The sequence below is a fragment of the Martelella alba genome (assembly GCF_006516955.1).
GTDB lineage: Bacteria > Pseudomonadota > Alphaproteobacteria > Rhizobiales > Rhizobiaceae > Martelella > Martelella alba.
In genome coordinates this window covers 60681-75787 of the sequence record NZ_VHLG01000007.1, presented here as the reverse complement: position 1 = coordinate 75787, position 15107 = coordinate 60681, and the positions used below count along the sequence as shown (strand labels likewise).

11 protein-coding genes are annotated in these 15107 nt (G+C 59.9%); 7 read left to right on the top strand and 4 right to left on the bottom strand.

Going from position 1 to position 15107, the window contains the following annotated elements:
• Positions 1–113: 113 nt before the first annotated feature.
• The 7 genes from FJU08_RS11990 (at position 114) to FJU08_RS11960 (ending at position 9554) form a co-directional block, all read left to right on the top strand.
• Positions 114–2723: a PAS domain-containing hybrid sensor histidine kinase/response regulator gene (locus FJU08_RS11990; protein ID WP_141149256.1), complete on the top strand. Its 2610-nt coding sequence runs from the start codon at positions 114–116 to the stop codon at positions 2721–2723.
• 245 nt (positions 2724–2968) lie between these two features.
• Positions 2969–3955 (top strand): glycosyltransferase, encoded by a 987-nt coding sequence (locus FJU08_RS11985; protein WP_141149255.1) that lies wholly within the window; start codon positions 2969–2971, stop codon positions 3953–3955.
• Positions 3956–3999: 44 nt separating this feature from the next.
• A complete protein-coding gene (locus FJU08_RS11980) occupies positions 4000–4752 on the top strand; it encodes a GntR family transcriptional regulator (RefSeq protein WP_141149254.1) in 753 nt (250 codons plus the stop codon).
• Positions 4753–4810: 58 nt separating this feature from the next.
• Positions 4811–6334, top strand: coding sequence for a putative N-acetylmannosamine-6-phosphate 2-epimerase (locus FJU08_RS11975; RefSeq protein WP_141149253.1), 1524 nt, complete (start codon positions 4811–4813; stop codon positions 6332–6334).
• 66 nt (positions 6335–6400) lie between these two features.
• Complete coding sequence (locus tag FJU08_RS11970) at positions 6401–7723, top strand: extracellular solute-binding protein (RefSeq protein ID WP_141149252.1); 1323 nt, start codon at positions 6401–6403, stop codon at positions 7721–7723.
• Between the two features lie 140 nt (positions 7724–7863).
• Positions 7864–8733, top strand: a complete 870-nt coding sequence (locus tag FJU08_RS11965; protein ID WP_141149251.1) for a carbohydrate ABC transporter permease — start codon at positions 7864–7866, stop codon at positions 8731–8733.
• On the top strand, positions 8733–9554 hold the full coding sequence (locus FJU08_RS11960) for a carbohydrate ABC transporter permease (protein WP_141149250.1): 822 nt from the start codon (positions 8733–8735) through the stop codon (positions 9552–9554). Before FJU08_RS11965 ends, FJU08_RS11960 begins: the two co-directional genes overlap by 1 nt.
• Before the next feature lie 9 nt (positions 9555–9563).
• Here the strand turns inward: FJU08_RS11960 and FJU08_RS11955 are convergent, their stop codons facing one another.
• The 4 genes from FJU08_RS11955 to tkt all read right to left on the bottom strand — a co-directional run bounded on the left by FJU08_RS11955 (position 9564) and on the right by tkt (position 15022).
• Positions 9564–10238, bottom strand: coding sequence for a YoaK family protein (locus FJU08_RS11955; protein WP_141149249.1), 675 nt, complete (start codon positions 10236–10238; stop codon positions 9564–9566).
• Between the two features lie 69 nt (positions 10239–10307).
• Entirely contained in the window at positions 10308–11603 is a 1296-nt protein-coding gene (locus FJU08_RS11950) for an MFS transporter (RefSeq protein ID WP_181409828.1), read from the bottom strand.
• Positions 11604–11798: 195 nt separating this feature from the next.
• Positions 11799–12851, bottom strand: a complete 1053-nt coding sequence (locus FJU08_RS11945) for an aldose epimerase family protein (RefSeq protein ID WP_235890667.1) — start codon at positions 12849–12851, stop codon at positions 11799–11801.
• Between the two features lie 152 nt (positions 12852–13003).
• A complete protein-coding gene (gene tkt, locus FJU08_RS11940) occupies positions 13004–15022 on the bottom strand; it encodes a transketolase (protein WP_141149246.1) in 2019 nt (672 codons plus the stop codon).
• Positions 15023–15107 lie beyond the last annotated feature (85 nt).

Here is a 15107-nt window from a genome sequence, read left to right as displayed (position 1 = left end):
GCGTGATCTGTAGAGCCGCGATTTCACGCCTGCCCCTGCCGGCGCCCCGAGACACGCGCGCGGAATTCGCGTAGGATCAGGCGGACACCGTCCAGGGGAGGAGCACAACTGACATGAGCCGGAGCATGGCCGCATCGCGCCCAACCTCTGCAAGGCGCGACTGGAAACGCCTTTCCGTCGCTTCGGGCATGGCCCTGTTGGCTGTCACCATTCTGCTTGGCGTGCTGGTTTCCCAGCTTATGCGTGAGCTTAACGAGCTGCGCGAAACCTCGAAGGACAATATCCAGTGGTCGCTCGCCCAGCTACAGGTCGAGCTTTTGACCCTGCGAGAAGCAGCCGATGAGGCCGGGCACACACCCAGCGCCGAAGCGCTTGCCGAATTGCGCCAGCGCTTCGACATTTTCTACAGCCGCATCGAAACACTGCAGACCGGCTCTGTCTTTGCCGATGTGACAGCGAATGAGAAAACCAGCGCTTCCCTGAAAGAAATCAGGTCGCTTCTGGATGGCGCACTGCCGATGATTGATGGCAGCGATACCGTGCTGCGTGAAGGGATCTCCTGGCTGGAGCGCAATTTTGCCGCCATGCAGCCAAACACCCGTGAGATCGCACTGGCTGGCGTCGAGATCCTTGCGCGCAATGCCGATTACGAGCGGGAGACTTTTTCGCATCTTCTGACACAGACGGTCCTGCTTGCATGCGGCGTGATACTGGCCATGCTGCTGGCGCTCTTCATGCTGATATGGCAATTCCGCATTGCCAGACAGCGAAGCGATGACTTGCAGGCCCGCAACCGACTCTACGAGAGTGCAATCAATGCATCCCTTGATGCCATTGTCGTCTCCAACGAAGCCGGGATCATTCTCGATTTCAATCCGGCAGCCGAGCGGCTGTTCGGCTACACACGTGACAGCGTGATCGGCAAGCCTGCGGAAAACCTGATCATCCCGCCCGGTGACAGACAGCTTCATCGCAGGCGACGGGGACAGCTTCTGCAGCAGGCACCGGATGATATCCTGCTGTCCGGGCGGCATGAAATCGATGCCATGCGCGCCGATGGCGAAATCATTCCGGTTGAGCTTTCACTCGGCCTGACCCGTCATGGCGACGGACAGATCCTGACCACCTATTTACGCGACATATCCGAGCGCCGTTCAGCGCAGCAGGCCATGGCCAAGGCGCGCGACGACGCGCTCGCCATGGCCAAGGCGAAATCCGATTTTCTCGCCGTCATGAGCCACGAAATGCGCACGCCACTGAACGGTGTCATGGGCCTCCTGGATATGCTGAGCGAAACCCGACTGACCGCAAGGCAGCGCGACTATGTGAAGACGGCGATTACATCCGGCGAGATCCTGCAACGCCATATCGACGATGTCTTGAACATCAACCGGGTCGAGGCTGGCGTGACCCGGCTGCAACCGACCCGGTTTTCAGTGGCGCCACTTCTCACCGAACTTCGGAAAATCAACGAGCCAGCGGCGAAAGCGCGCGGCAACCGGATCGAGACAGAGATATCCAGCGGGGCTGACAGCTTTGTTCAGGACCGTCAGGCTCTGCGGCAGGTGATGATCAACCTTGTCGGCAATGCCGTCAAATTCACCAAGAACGGCACAATCCTGCTGAAGGCAACACGGATTGAAGAGGATGGCAGTTTCGAATTTTCAGTCAGCGATACCGGTATCGGCATCTCGAAAGAGGACGTGGCACGGATCTTCGATGATTTCGTGATGCTGGACCCTTCCTACAAGCGCACGGCACCGGGCTCCGGCCTCGGCCTTGGCATTTCGCGACGGATCACCGAGCTGATGGGGGGCACGCTTGGCGTGACCAGTGAACCAGGCCATGGAAGCCGCTTCTTCCTTCGGCTGCCACCGCTCGCTTTGCCTGAGGCCAAGGATGAAACCACACCGGCCGCACCGGTAGCCAATGCCGCTCCTGGCAAGGCCGTCTCCCTTTCCGTACTTTTGGTCGAGGATAATGAGACAAACCGTTTTGTCGCACGGGAGATGCTGAAGCGTCACGGCTGCCGGATCATGGAAGCAACAGATGGCGAAGAAGGCGTCGCACTGGCGGAAAGCACGCGTTTCGATCTCATTTTCATGGATGTCAGCATGCCCCGTCTCGACGGCGTTGCGGCGACCGGCATGATCCGCAATGGCAATGGCCCCAACCGGCAGACCCCCATTATCGGACTTACCGCCCATGCGCTGCCCGAAGACGGTGATAAGTTTCGCGAAGCTGGCATGCAGGAATTCATTCTCAAACCACTGCGCGCAGCAACCGTTTCAGCGATTGTCGCGCGCTTTGCCAACGCATCAGCGGGAACAGGCGAAGGCCAGCCGGCGGCTGAAATCGCCCCGACAGACCTGCTTGACCTGCAAACGCTTGGAGAACTGGCGGAGGCTCTGCCCCGTCAGATCTTCGATCATCAGCTTTCCCGATTCGTCGATGAGTTAACCAACTCGCGCCATCGCTTCTGCGATGCCCCCACAGCCGAAAGCGATCTCGAAGAGCTGGCGGCTTGCGCGCATAAAATGGCGGGTTCGGCCGCCGTCTTTGGCGCGACCATGCTCCGGATCAAGCTCATAGAGGTGGAGTCGGCGGCCAAGCACGGCGATATGCAGCAGATCCCCCCTCTTTGCGCAAGCGCGCATATGACGGCAGAGCACACACTTGCCGCAATCGAAACCTTCACCCGCGAACACCGCCCCACCGCGTGACCGTTCTCAGTCATCTATACGAAAGTGTAGACGGGTCCACCGAATAGGCCCGTAGATGACCTTCGGCACCTGCCCGCGCTCCGCTTGACGGCGCTAGAACAGAGCTCACGACATATAACCGCCCGGAGAGGCACGGCGCATGCAATGCTTGTTTACACGGTCATTGCAACGGCACTAGCGGCATGCCCGCAAATGCCTAACCTTGCGCCCGCTTCGCCAAGCAACCCGGTTCTTGGAGACTGGTCATGCCAACATTTTCGGTCATCATAACGTGTTTCAACGCCCAATCGACGCTGGCCCGGACACTCACCACCGTACTGGATCAGAGCTTCTGGGATCTGGAGATCATTCTGGTGGATTGCGGCTCGACGGACGGTACACTGGAAATTGCCCACGCCTATGCCAGCCGCAGCAGCCGCATCAAGCTCATCACCGAAATACAGGACAGCCCGAGTGCTGCGCAAAACCGCGCGGCCTTCAATCATGCCAGCGGGCGCTTTCTCGCCTTTTTACAGGCCGGAGACCTCTGGTCGCTGGACAAGCTCGATCTGGTAGCAAGACGGATGGAAAAGACAGATGCACCTGATCTCCTCTACGGCAAGGTCGCCTTCTTCCGTGACAGACCGGAACAGGCTGAGACCCACTCGAGCGTCGCGACCAATGCACTCTCTGTCAGCGACCTCATCGCTGGCAATATCACCTGCACGCTGTCCAACGTCGTCGTTACCCGCGATGCATTTGTTGCCTCGGGCGGGTTTGACCCGGCAGCGCGTGATGGTGCCGCTACAGAATGGCTGATCCGCCTTGCCGCTTCAGGCAAAAGACTTGTCGGCATGGATGCCATTCTGGTCTTCAGCATGATGCGGAAGGATCAGTTTTCGAACAACCTCGCCGATCTGCGTGAAGGCTGGAAAGCGGTCCTCGACACTGCGGCACGGGTTGAAAGAAAGCTTTCTCCTGCAACCTTGAAAACAGCGGAGGCCATGCATCTGGGCAGGCTTGCCCGACATGCTCTTTGCACAGGTGCCGGACGTGGCCTTGCCTTTCAAATGGTGGCCGCAGCGCTGCAGCTCAGCCCGGCCCTGTTCTTCCGCCAGCCGCAGCTGGGATTGCTCGTCCTTGCCGCATTGGTGGATAAGGTCAACCCATTCCCGTCCAGATCCCTTGGTGCGCGACGGGCGTGCTCCGGCCCGGAGAAGTATATGCATGGTGGATTTGCCAAACCGGATTAATACCAGTATGGATCCAATAAAGATTTTTCATCCGGATCCTCGCCATGCCCGTTTCACCCCAGCTTCTCGATATCCTGAAACAGGATCTCGGCCAGTCATCACCCGATATCCCGCTCTACAAGAGATTGAAATCAGCGCTTGAGGGCGTCATCCTTTCAAATGCACTCAAGGCGGGTGAAACGCTGCCTGGTGAGCGCGCGCTGGCGGATGCGCTTTCGCTGTCCAGGGTCACGGTACGCAAAAGTTTTTCCCTGCTGGAAGACGAAGGGTTTCTGCTGAGGCGCCATGGTGCGCGCACGGAAATTGGCTCGCGGGTGGAAAAATCGCTATCCACGCTGACAAGCTTTTCCGAAGATATCCGCGCGCGCGGCATGGAGCCCGGATGTATATGGATTTCAAAGATAATCACACGGCCTTCACCGACAGAGATGATGGCATTGGGCCTCGGCAGCCATGAAATGGTGATGCGTATGCGCCGGGTCAGAACCGCTGACGACAAGCCGATCGCAGTGGAAACGGCAACCATCCCCCAGCGGTTCTTGCCCGCAGCGGATATGGTTAAGAATTCGCTCTACGAGGCACTTGCCGCACGCGGTTTTCTGCCAGATCGCGCCGTGCAACGCATGCGCGCACGCCCGGCAACCGCGGAAGATGCCCGCTATCTTTCCTGCATGCCCGCCTCACCGCTTCTGGTGACGGAGCGGCGCTGTTTCCTCATGACCGGTGAGGTGGTTGAATATTGCGAAACCAACTATCGCGGTGATGTTTATGATTTCGTCTTCGAGCTGCAACGATAATACCAGTTATTAACTGGTTGCCATCTGGTCTTTTTTGCGATCCAATCCTTGCAAAAGAATGACAAGAGGGTACGCCGTGGAGAGCGCATTTCGTCCAGACAGTCTCATCGTATCATGCCAGCCCGTACCGGACGGGCCGATGGATGACGGCATCTTCGTGGCCGCCTTCGCTGGCGCGGCAGAAGCGGCCGGTGCCGTGGCGCTGCGGGTGGAATCGGCAGCCTATGTCAGGGCAACCCGCCCTGCGGTCAAAATTCCGATCATCGGCATCGTCAAGCGTGATCTCGATGACAGTCCCGTTCGCATCACGCCATTTCTGTCCGACGTCGAGGATCTGGTTGCCGCTGGCGCCGATGTGATTGCCTTTGACGCGACCGATCGCCCCCGCCCCGTGAGCGTGGCGGATCTGGTGAAGGCAGCCAAGGCCCATGGCAAAATGACCATGGCCGATTGCGCATGCCTGGATGATGCCAGACGCGCCCTGGCACTGGGCGTCGACTTCGTCGGCACCACGCTTTCCGGCTATACCGGTCCCGGGCCAGAGCCTGTCGACCCCGATCTCGCACTCATCTCCACGATGCGCGCCCTGACGCCGAATGTGATTGCCGAAGGGCGCATCCGCACCCCGGATCAGGCCGCCGCGGCCATTGCCGCCGGCGCCCGCAATGTCGTGGTCGGTTCGGCGATCACCCGCACCGAGCACGCGACCACCTGGTTCCGCGAAGCCGTGGAAAAGGCGGGGAGCAGGCGCAGCAGCTCAGTTCTAGCGCTCGATATCGGCGGCACGAAATCCATGGCGGCGCTGGTCACCGCCGGAGAGGTCGCCGAGACCGTCACCATCGCCACGGCGCGCGCGGATGGCCCGGATGCCTGGCTTGCCGCGATCGCCGAGAAAACAGCAGCCTGGCGCGGCCGCTACGAATATGTCGGCATCGCCGCAACCGGGCTGATCCGGCAGGGCATGTGGCAGGCGCTCAACCCCAAAACACTTGCCATTCCCGGCAATTACCCGCTGGAAGAACGCGCCAGCACGATTTTTGCCGCCCCTGCCCGCGCCTTCAATGATGCCCAGGCTGCCGCCTGGGGCGAATATCTCGTCTCAGGTCGCCCGGGCTCCTCTCTGGTCTTCCTCACGATCTCGACCGGGATCGGCGGCGGTGTCGTGATCAACGGCCGGCTTCTCACCGGCCTTGCCGGTCATTTTGGATTGACCGGCGGCATGGCGCCGCTCGAAGACCGTGTCTCCGGCCGTTTCATCGCCAGCGAAGCCGAACGTGCAGGCCATGCCGGTGATGCGATCTCCGTTTTTGCCGCCGAGGCGCGCGGCGAAGACTGGGCCGAGGCCATTGTCGCGAAGACCGCCCAGAAAGTCGCGGCCCTGACGGCTGATATCCAGCTGATGTTCGACCCCGATGAAATCGTGATTGGCGGTGGGATCGGCCTTGCGCCCGGTTTTCTCGCCCGCATCAAGGCTGAACATCAGCGCCTTGACGAAAGACTGAAGCCGAGGCTTGCCGCCGCCCGTTCAGGAACGGCAGCAGGCATTCTCGGTGCAGCCGATCTGGCCCTGATGGACGCCTGAAGCGGCGTCTCAGCAGTGCCCCGCATGACGACAACTGAACAATAATGCATGAAAAGGGAACAATCGATGATCAGAAGAACAGCTTTCGCGGCTTTTGCCGCCCTTCTTGCCGGCACGGCGCTGCCGGGTCTTGCCAATGCCAATGTCACCGTGCTCGGCTGGCCCGGCGGCTCGGAAGAGACCGCATTGCGCGCCGTGGTCGACACCTATAACCAGACAGCCAGCGACGACGATCATGTCGACCTGATTTTCTTCAGCCGTGATGGCTTTTACGACAAGCTCCAGGCCGACCTTGCCGCCGGTTCCGATGCCTTCGACATCAACCTGATCGCCACCTATTCAATCGGCCGCTACGCGCCCTATATGGAACCGATCGAGCTCGGACCCGAGGCAGAAACGGTCTTTGGCGATGCCGTCTTGAAGACCATGCAGTATGACGGCAAGCAATATGGTGTGCCAACCGACCTGTCGCTGCATTTCATGTATTACCGCACGGACCTGATGGACGAGCTTTTGGCCAATGACGACGAAAAGGCCGAATATTCCAAGATTGCGGAACAATATCTCGGCAAGCCGATGCAGCCCAAGCCTGCCGATGAGTGGACCTGGGACGACTGGGCGGCCACCGCGCTCTATTTCTCCAAGTCGGTCAACAAGGCCAGCCCCGTGCGCTACGGTACCGTGCTGCAGATGAAGAACCTGCTGTTCAACATGATGGTGTTCCAGTCGCTGCCGCGTTCCTATGGTGCGGACTGGGAAGATGCCAGCGGCAATGTAACCATCGACTCGGAGGGCTATCGCAAGGGTCTTGAACTCTACAAGATGCTCTATGATGCCGGTGCGACGCCGAAGGATTCGTTGTCTTACGAATATCCTGAAACCAATGCCGCCTTCACCTCTGGCCAGGTCGCAACCGCGCTGCAATGGAACGCCGCCGCCGCTGATTTGATGGATCCGGAAAAGTCGCCTGCGGTTGCCGATGCCACCGGCATTGTCGCACCGCCTGCCGGTCCCGACGGCCGTGCCGACCATATTCACGGCCTCGGTCTTGGCCTCAACAAGAATGCCAAGAACAAGGATGGGGCAATCAAGTTCCTGAAATGGCTCTCCACCGAGGATGCTGCACTTCTTTACGCCACCAATGGCGGTTCGCCGGCGCTGATGCCTGATGTCGTTGCCAAAATTGCCGATCAGCGCCCCGATCTCGTCGATCTCGGCCAGTTTGCAAGCAAGTACGGCTATGTCATGAATGGCGGAACCTCCGCCAATGCGCTGTCGATCTACGAGCTTCAGGCCCGCGAATTCACCGGTTACTGGTCAGGTCAGGAAACGCTGGATGAAGCGTTGGCCAACACGAAATCCGGTATGGAAGAGCTTCTGAAGCAGTAGCATCTTCAATTCGGGCGGCGCCCCCTCCGCCGCTCAATCTCCGGGTGCGCCGGAACCGGACCACGCCTCGGCCAAAACGAGGCGTGGTCCGAAAACGCATCACCCCGGCGTTATTGTCACGATTGACCAGGCGAGATGAAATGCACCTTATAAAACCCGGCGAAGGACGCCTGTTTCTGTCACCGCTTGTCATTTTCCTGCTGCTGTTCCTCGGATTTCCGGCAATCGTGAACCTTGTTTACTCGGTCTCGAATGTGTCGTTTGAAACCCTGCGCGCGCCGCATATCAGCGGTTTCGGCAATTATGCCGACGTCCTGAGCGACCGTCATTTCTGGCGCGCCTCATGGTTCTCTCTACGCTTCGGCATCGTCACCGCCGTGCTGGAATGTGTGATCGGCCTGTTTCTGGCGATCTTCCTGTCGCCGCTTCTTGCCAAGCGCTCCTGGCTGATGGCGCCGCTGATGCTGCCTTTGATGGTCGCGCCCGCCATGGTCGGTCTGATGTACCGGCTCGTTCTGCATGAATTTGCCGGACCCGTCCCCTATTATCTTTATCTCTGGTTCGGTGACAGCCCCGCCTTTCTCGACGCAGAAAATGCCTTCCGCACGCTGGTGGTAATCGAAACGCTGCAATGGACGCCCTTCGCCTTCCTGCTGTTCCATACCGCCTATTCCGCCATTCCGCTTGATGTGCGCGAGGCAGCAGCCCTTGATGGCGCGACAGGCTGGACGCTTCTGACCAAGGTGGAGTTGCCGCTGATCAAGCCGACGCTTGTGGTCGCCTTCTTCATCCGCTTTATCGACGGCTTCCGGGTTTTCGACAATATCTATGCGCTGACGGGCGCTGGCGCCGGTGGTTCGACCACGTCGCTGTCGATCTACATCTATCAGGCCTTTTTCAAGGAAGGCGCCATCGGCAAGGCGGTTGCCGCCTCCGTCATCCTGTTCATCGTTTCACTGATCGTGCTTTACAGCCTGACGGCGCTCGGCCGCCGCAAGGGAGATCGCTGATGCTGAAATCACTGCGCTGGATCGTCTTCGTGGTCGCCGCCGTGGCGATGAATTTCCCCGTCATCGTCACGCTGATCACCTCCTTCAAGAGTGCCCGCGAGATCGCCACCAATGCCGGACTGTGGATCAATCACCCGACGCTTTCCAACTATCTCTCGGTGCTGACCGATACGTCACGCTTCAACATCTGGCTCTACCTCTGGAACTCCACGGTCGCCTCGCTGATCGCCACCGTGCTGGCAATGATCCTGACCTTCCCGGCAGCCTATGTGATTGCCCGCAGCGAAACGGGCCGCAAGGTGCTGTTCCCCGTCGTCGTCAACCTGCGCGCCGTGCCGCTGATCATCTTCGCCATTCCGCTTTACATGATGTATCAGTGGGCCGGTCTTCTCGACACCCGTATCGGCCTCGGCCTGATCCTCACCATTGTCAACATTCCGCTGGCCCTGGTCATTCTGGTCAACGCCATCTCCGATGTGCCGATCGAACTGGACGAAGCCGCCAAGGTGGATGGCGCCAGCACATTGCACACATTGCGCCGGGTGATCTGGCCGGTGGTGCGCCCTGCCCTTCTGACCACCTTCATCTTCGGTTTCATCACCGCCTGGAACGAGTTTCTCTTCGGGCTGATGCTGACGACCAACCATGCCGTGCCGATGACGGTCGGCGCCTCCTTCTTCTTCGCCGCAAGCGGCGGTGGTGTGAACTGGGGCACGGCGTCGGCGGTGATGATCATCGGCGCATTGCCGCCCTCAGTGATCGGGCTTTTGATGTACAAGCAGATCTTCGGCTCTATGACGGCCGGCGCGGTGAAAGGCTGAAGCGAGGTCTTAAAAATTCTCGCCGGAGCGCCAGTGGAGAATGAAACTTACAGCGATCAGCGCTGGCGGCACAAAAAAGCAGAGCTTGCCCGCGACCAGATAGATGAGCGCCGCTGTTGCGCAGCCAATGCCAAAGGCGACCAGAGCGGGAACGAGCATCTTCAGCCGCCCGCTCACCTTGTCCCGATCAATATCGTGGCCGAACAGGATATCGGCGAGATCCAGCATGATCTGCGTCGTCGTACCGGTCATCAATGTTGAAGGCGGCCGCTCCGGCAAGTGAACGCGGTGCAGTGCGTTCTGCATGGCCATTGCGACGACCAGAACCATGCCGAGTGCAATCTCGGCGGTGCTTGCGGTCTTGCCCAAGGTGATCGAAAACGCCATGCCAGCGGCGATCGAAAACAGGATGAACTTGGTCACCAGCAGGATCGTCACCACCGGATAGTCCTTCTCCTTCAGCCACTGCCCGAAGATACGGGCAGCGAAGATGGAAAGACAGAAGACCGGAATGGCCAGAAGCTTGGAAAATTCCCCGCCCGTACCGTTGACAATGGAGGCCCCCAGCGTGACGAAATTGCCGGTGACATGGGCCACGAACAGCCCGTTCAGCGTGACAAAGCCCATCGTATCGACATAGCCGCCATTAAAGCTCAGAAGCGAGGCAAGGACCGGTTTGGACATAGAAAGTCTCCACGCTGATTTGAAGGCGAAGACTTTGCCGTCACGGCCGCGGCGAGGCAAGTGCTGCTTTCAGGCGAGCGCTTTCGATATGGCGGAAGCCGCATGACGCGGGCCGGGTACGATACCGCGGCGATTGAGATTGGCGATCACGCCGGCACCGAAGACGAGGGCTGCGAGCGCCAGTCCCGCAAGCGTCCACAGGAACAGGGTGGCGCTGGCGGCGAGAATGCTGGGCGTGACAAAGGCAAATCCGGCACAGACGAAACGGCTAACGGCATAGGAAAGACCGAGCGCGCTTGCTCTGGCACGGGCCGGAAAGCTCTCCTGGGTCCAGACCTTGTAGGTGGCCTCACCGGCAAAGCAGCAGCCGAACTGGTAGAGGCAAAGGCCAATGATCACGAGGCTGAGCTGGCTGCCCCCGGAAACCGCCAGCATGACCATCGCAACAACGATGGCAGCGGCGCCGACGTAGAAAACCGGATTTCTGAAACGCGTATCGACGAGACGGACATAAGTGACCGCAAGCGCCAGAACGACGATCTCGATTGCCACACTGAGACCGGTGGCAAAGGTCTGCGAAGCGCCGGACACCATAACAAGGAAATAGTTCTGAAACTGGCCGAAGGTGTTGGCGAGCAAGCCCCAGCAGATATAAAAAAGAATGATCAGCACCGTGGTGCGCCGCAGCACCGGATCACGAAACAGGCGAGCAAGCGCAAAGCCCGACGGCGCACTATCCATGCCCTCATCCGGCACCGATGACACCGGGGCGGCGCCAAACACGCCGCCAAAGGCGCTCGCTACGAAGGTGACAAGCCCGGTCAGTGCAAGCATGGTAAAGATGATGCGCGCACCTGTGAGGCCGACGCCGGAAAACACAAAGCCAAACCCCATGGACCCGGCAATACCGACGGTCCACATGACCTGCGTGAAAGAGACCAACCGCGCCTGCGCATCCTGCGGGGCCCGCTCAGACAGAAGCGCAACCGAGGCCGGAAGTGCTGCACCGGAGGACAAACCGCCGATCACCGCCGCCAGAACAAGCATATCCGCGTTGCTGGCCAGCGCCATCAGTGCAGCACCCAGGGCAAAAACGATGATCGCGATGTTGAAGATGCGGTGGTGGCCGAAGCGATCGGCCAGCGGCCCGCCGACAAGCGCACCGGCAGCAATGGCAAGCGTCAACCCGCCGCTGACAATACCGACGGACCAGGCGCTCATGGCGAAGGAAATCTGCCAGATGGCAATCGCAATGCCGACGGACACGATGAGGGAAGAGCCAAGATAGGACGCCATGCCCGCAGCAAGCGCCATCTTGATGAGGTGCTTGTTTACACTGGCTGAAGACACCGAACTGACCGTCATGAAATGCCCCGGACGCCGCCCATACCCGGCAGGTCGCGCGGCTTTGCGATCCCCTGACGGCATATCATGCGCGTAAGGCTACCGCAGCGCAATATCAAGGATCAGGATCAAAGGACCGCACGGCCAAATTGCCGCAGTCACAATTTTCGCCTTCGGCCGGTCGCAACCAGGCACCGGCCGGGGCAGATACAAAGCTCAGGCGGGCAGCGTGGAGAAGACGAAGCGCATGCGATGCGCATAGTGTTCGCCAGCCTTCAGCACAACCGAAGGGAAATTCGGGTGATGCGGACTGTCAGGATATTTCTGCGTCTCCAGCGCGAAACCGGCATAAGCGTGGTAGGTCACGCCGTCCTTGCCGGTGGTGGGAGCTGCCTGGTAATGCGCTGCCGTATAAAGCTGGACGCCGGGCTGATTGGTATAAAGCGCCATGGCGCGGCCGGTCGCCGGATCATGCGCTTCGGCCGCCAGATGCATCTCGCCATCATAGGCTGACAGGCAGAGATTATGATCATAGCCGATGCCCGGCCAGGTCTCGGCAATATGATCGCCGATCCGGTGCGCGGTGGTAAAATCGTAAGGCGTGCCCGTGACCGAAACGATCTCGCCGGTCGGGATCTTCTCCTCCGTCACCTTGGTGTAGTGATCAGCTCCGATCCATAGGATCTGATCCTCAACACTGCCACTGCCGTGCCCACCGAGGTTCCAATAACCGTGATAGATGATGTTGGCGATAGTGGCCCGGTCGCTGACGGCTTCCATGGTCAGTTCCAGCGCCCCGTCATCATCAAGCCTATAGGTCGTGGTCGCTTCAAGCGCGCCCGGATAGCCCTGATCGCCATCAGGGGAATGGAGCCGGAAGATCACGGCATTGCGCGCTTCATCGATCTCGGCGCGCCAGAACCTCTTGCCAAAACCCGGAAGGCCGCCATGCAGATGATGCGGGCCGGAATTGGTCGGCAGCTGATAATCGACGCCGTCCAGGCTGAACTTGCCATAGGCAAGCCGGTTCGACAGCCGGCCACAGATGGCGCTGGCATTGCCGGGATTACCGACATAGCTTGCCGGATCATCATAACCGATGACGATATCCTCAACCTTGCCCGCGCTGTCCGGGCGGGTCAGCCGGGTCATGATCGCGCCATAGGTCATGACCTCGATCTCGGTATCCCCACCCTTGAGCCGATAGGCATCAACATCCTGACCATCGATCGTTCCGATGATGGCGTGCTTGATCTCGTGATGTGCCAAGGCACTTTGCTCCTGTAGTCTAAAGATTGAAGCGCTGCGGCCGCCGGACATGCCGTTGCCAGAACATGTCCGGCGGCAGCCTGCGGTCCGGGGCTCTGCGTTGCCCGGACCACAGCAATATCAGCCGGTGGCTGATTCCTGAAGGATCAGGATCAAACGCGGCCGATAGTGGCCTTGACCGTCTCGGCAACGCCCTTGGCGGTGATGCCGAACAGTTCGAACAGGACCGGCGGCGGCGCGGATTCACCGAAGCGATCAATGCCGACACATCCACCTTCAAGACCGACATATTTACGCCAGTAATCGGTACCCGCAGCCTCGACGGAAATGCGCGGCACGCCGGCCGGCAGAACGCCGGCCTTATAGGCGGCATCCTGACGGTCGAAGATGAAGGTCGATGGCATCGAGACCACCCGGACATTCACGCCCTCGCCGGCGAGTGCCACCTGCGCGTCCAGTGCCTGGCGCACTTCCGCACCGGTGGCGATGATGACGGCATCAAGCTTGCCCTTGGCCTCGCTCAGGACATAGCCACCCTTGTGGATGAGGGCGGCCTGCGAGGTTTCGCGCTTGATCGGCGGCAGAACCTGACGGCTGAGCGACATCAGCGTCGGCGTATCGCGATGCTTGATTGCCACATCCCAGGCCACCGCTGCTTCCGCTGCATCACCCGGACGCCAGACATCGAGGTTCGGGATCAGCCGCAGCGAGCCCAGATGTTCGATCGGCTGGTGGGTCGGGCCATCTTCGCCGACGGCAATCGAATCATGCGAGAGCGCATAGATGACACCGAGCTTCATCAGCGCGGCCATGCGGATGGCATTGCGCTGATAATCGGAGAAGACGACATAGCCGCCGCCGAAGGGCCGGAAACCGCCATGCAGGAACAACCCGTTCATGATCGCGCCCATGCCGAATTCGCGCACACCGCAATAGATGAAATTGCCGCCATCCTCATCCGTTACCGGCTTGGCCTTATCCCAGATCGAAAGGCACGAACCGGCGAGGTCTGCCGAAGCGCCGATCAGCTCGGGCAGTTCATCGCCCAGCATCTGCAACACATTCTGGCTGGCTTTGCGCATCGGAATGGTTTCCGTCAGCCCTTCGGCTGAGGCGGTGAAAGCGGCCATTTCAGCATCAAAATCAGCCGGAAGATCGCCCTTCATGCGGCGCAGATATTCTGCGGCCTCAGCCGGATAGGCCTTTTCATAGGCTGCAAAAGCTGCATCCCAGGCGCTTTCGGCAGCCTTGCCCTCAGCTTCGGCGTTGAAGCCATCATAGATCGCCTGCGGGATTTCAAACGGCGGCAGAGCCCAGCCGAGTGCCTCGCGGACGCGCGCGATTTCAGCATCGCCCAGAACATTGCCGTGGCAATGGGCCTCACCTGCATAGGTGGGCGAGCCCTTGCCGATCGTGGTCTTGCAGCAGATCAGCGTCGGCTGCTCGGTATTGGCCTTGGCCTTGGCAATCGCCGCATCGATCGCATCGACATCGTGACCGTCGACGGCGCGAATGACCTGCCAGCCATAGGCCTCGAACCGCTTCGGCGTATCATCGGTGAACCAGCCGCTGACATGGCCATCAATGGAAATGCCGTTATCGTCGTAGAGCGCAATCAGCTTGCCGAGCTTCAGCGTGCCGGCGAGCGAGCAGGCCTCATGTGAAACGCCTTCCATCATGCAGCCATCACCAAGGAAGGCGAAGGTGTGGTGATCGACGATTTCGTGGCCGGGCTTGTTGAAGCTTTTCGCCAGCATTTTTTCGGCAAGCGCCATGCCGACAGCATTGGCAATGCCCTGGCCGAGCGGGCCGGTGGTGGTCTCGACACCCGGCGTGTAGCCATGTTCGGGATGGCCCGGCGTCTTGGAATGCAGCTGGCGGAAATTGCGGATATCATCCATCGACAGATCATAGCCGGTCAGGTGCAGCAGGCTGTAAAGCAGCATCGAGCCATGGCCGTTGGAGAGCACGAAGCGGTCGCGGTCCAGCCAGGCGGGATTTTTCGGATTGTGCTTCAAATGGCGCGTCCACAGCGCGACGCCGATTTCCGCCATGCCCATCGGCATGCCCGGATGACCGGAGACGGCTTTCTGAACGGCATCCATGGACAGAACCCGGATGGCATTGGCAAGGTCGGTTGAGGAGGCCTTGGTGGTGTTGCGGTCAAGCATTTTAGAACCTCGTTTCTGGCCGAGGGGAGACGGACCGGTCCGCCTTCTGTGCGGTATCCCGGCATTTCTGATCCCGAAACGACCC

Bases quoted from the DNA above. Each gene is read 5' to 3' on its own strand.
- FJU08_RS11960 (WP_141149250.1), top strand. From the start codon at position 8,733: ATGCTGAAATCACTGCGCTGGATCGTCTTCGTGGTCGCCGCCGTGGCG.
- FJU08_RS11980 (WP_141149254.1), top strand. From the start codon at position 4,000: ATGCCCGTTTCACCCCAGCTTCTCGATATCCTGAAACAGGATCTCGGC.
- FJU08_RS11950 (WP_181409828.1), bottom strand. From the start codon at position 11,603: ATGACGGTCAGTTCGGTGTCTTCAGCCAGTGTAAACAAGCACCTCATC.
- FJU08_RS11975 (WP_141149253.1), top strand. From the start codon at position 4,811: ATGACAAGAGGGTACGCCGTGGAGAGCGCATTTCGTCCAGACAGTCTC.
- FJU08_RS11970 (WP_141149252.1), top strand. From the start codon at position 6,401: ATGATCAGAAGAACAGCTTTCGCGGCTTTTGCCGCCCTTCTTGCCGGC.
- FJU08_RS11965 (WP_141149251.1), top strand. From the start codon at position 7,864: ATGCACCTTATAAAACCCGGCGAAGGACGCCTGTTTCTGTCACCGCTT.
- tkt (WP_141149246.1), bottom strand. From the start codon at position 15,022: ATGCTTGACCGCAACACCACCAAGGCCTCCTCAACCGACCTTGCCAAT.
- FJU08_RS11955 (WP_141149249.1), bottom strand. From the start codon at position 10,238: ATGTCCAAACCGGTCCTTGCCTCGCTTCTGAGCTTTAATGGCGGCTAT.
- FJU08_RS11985 (WP_141149255.1), top strand. From the start codon at position 2,969: ATGCCAACATTTTCGGTCATCATAACGTGTTTCAACGCCCAATCGACG.
- FJU08_RS11990 (WP_141149256.1), top strand. From the start codon at position 114: ATGAGCCGGAGCATGGCCGCATCGCGCCCAACCTCTGCAAGGCGCGAC.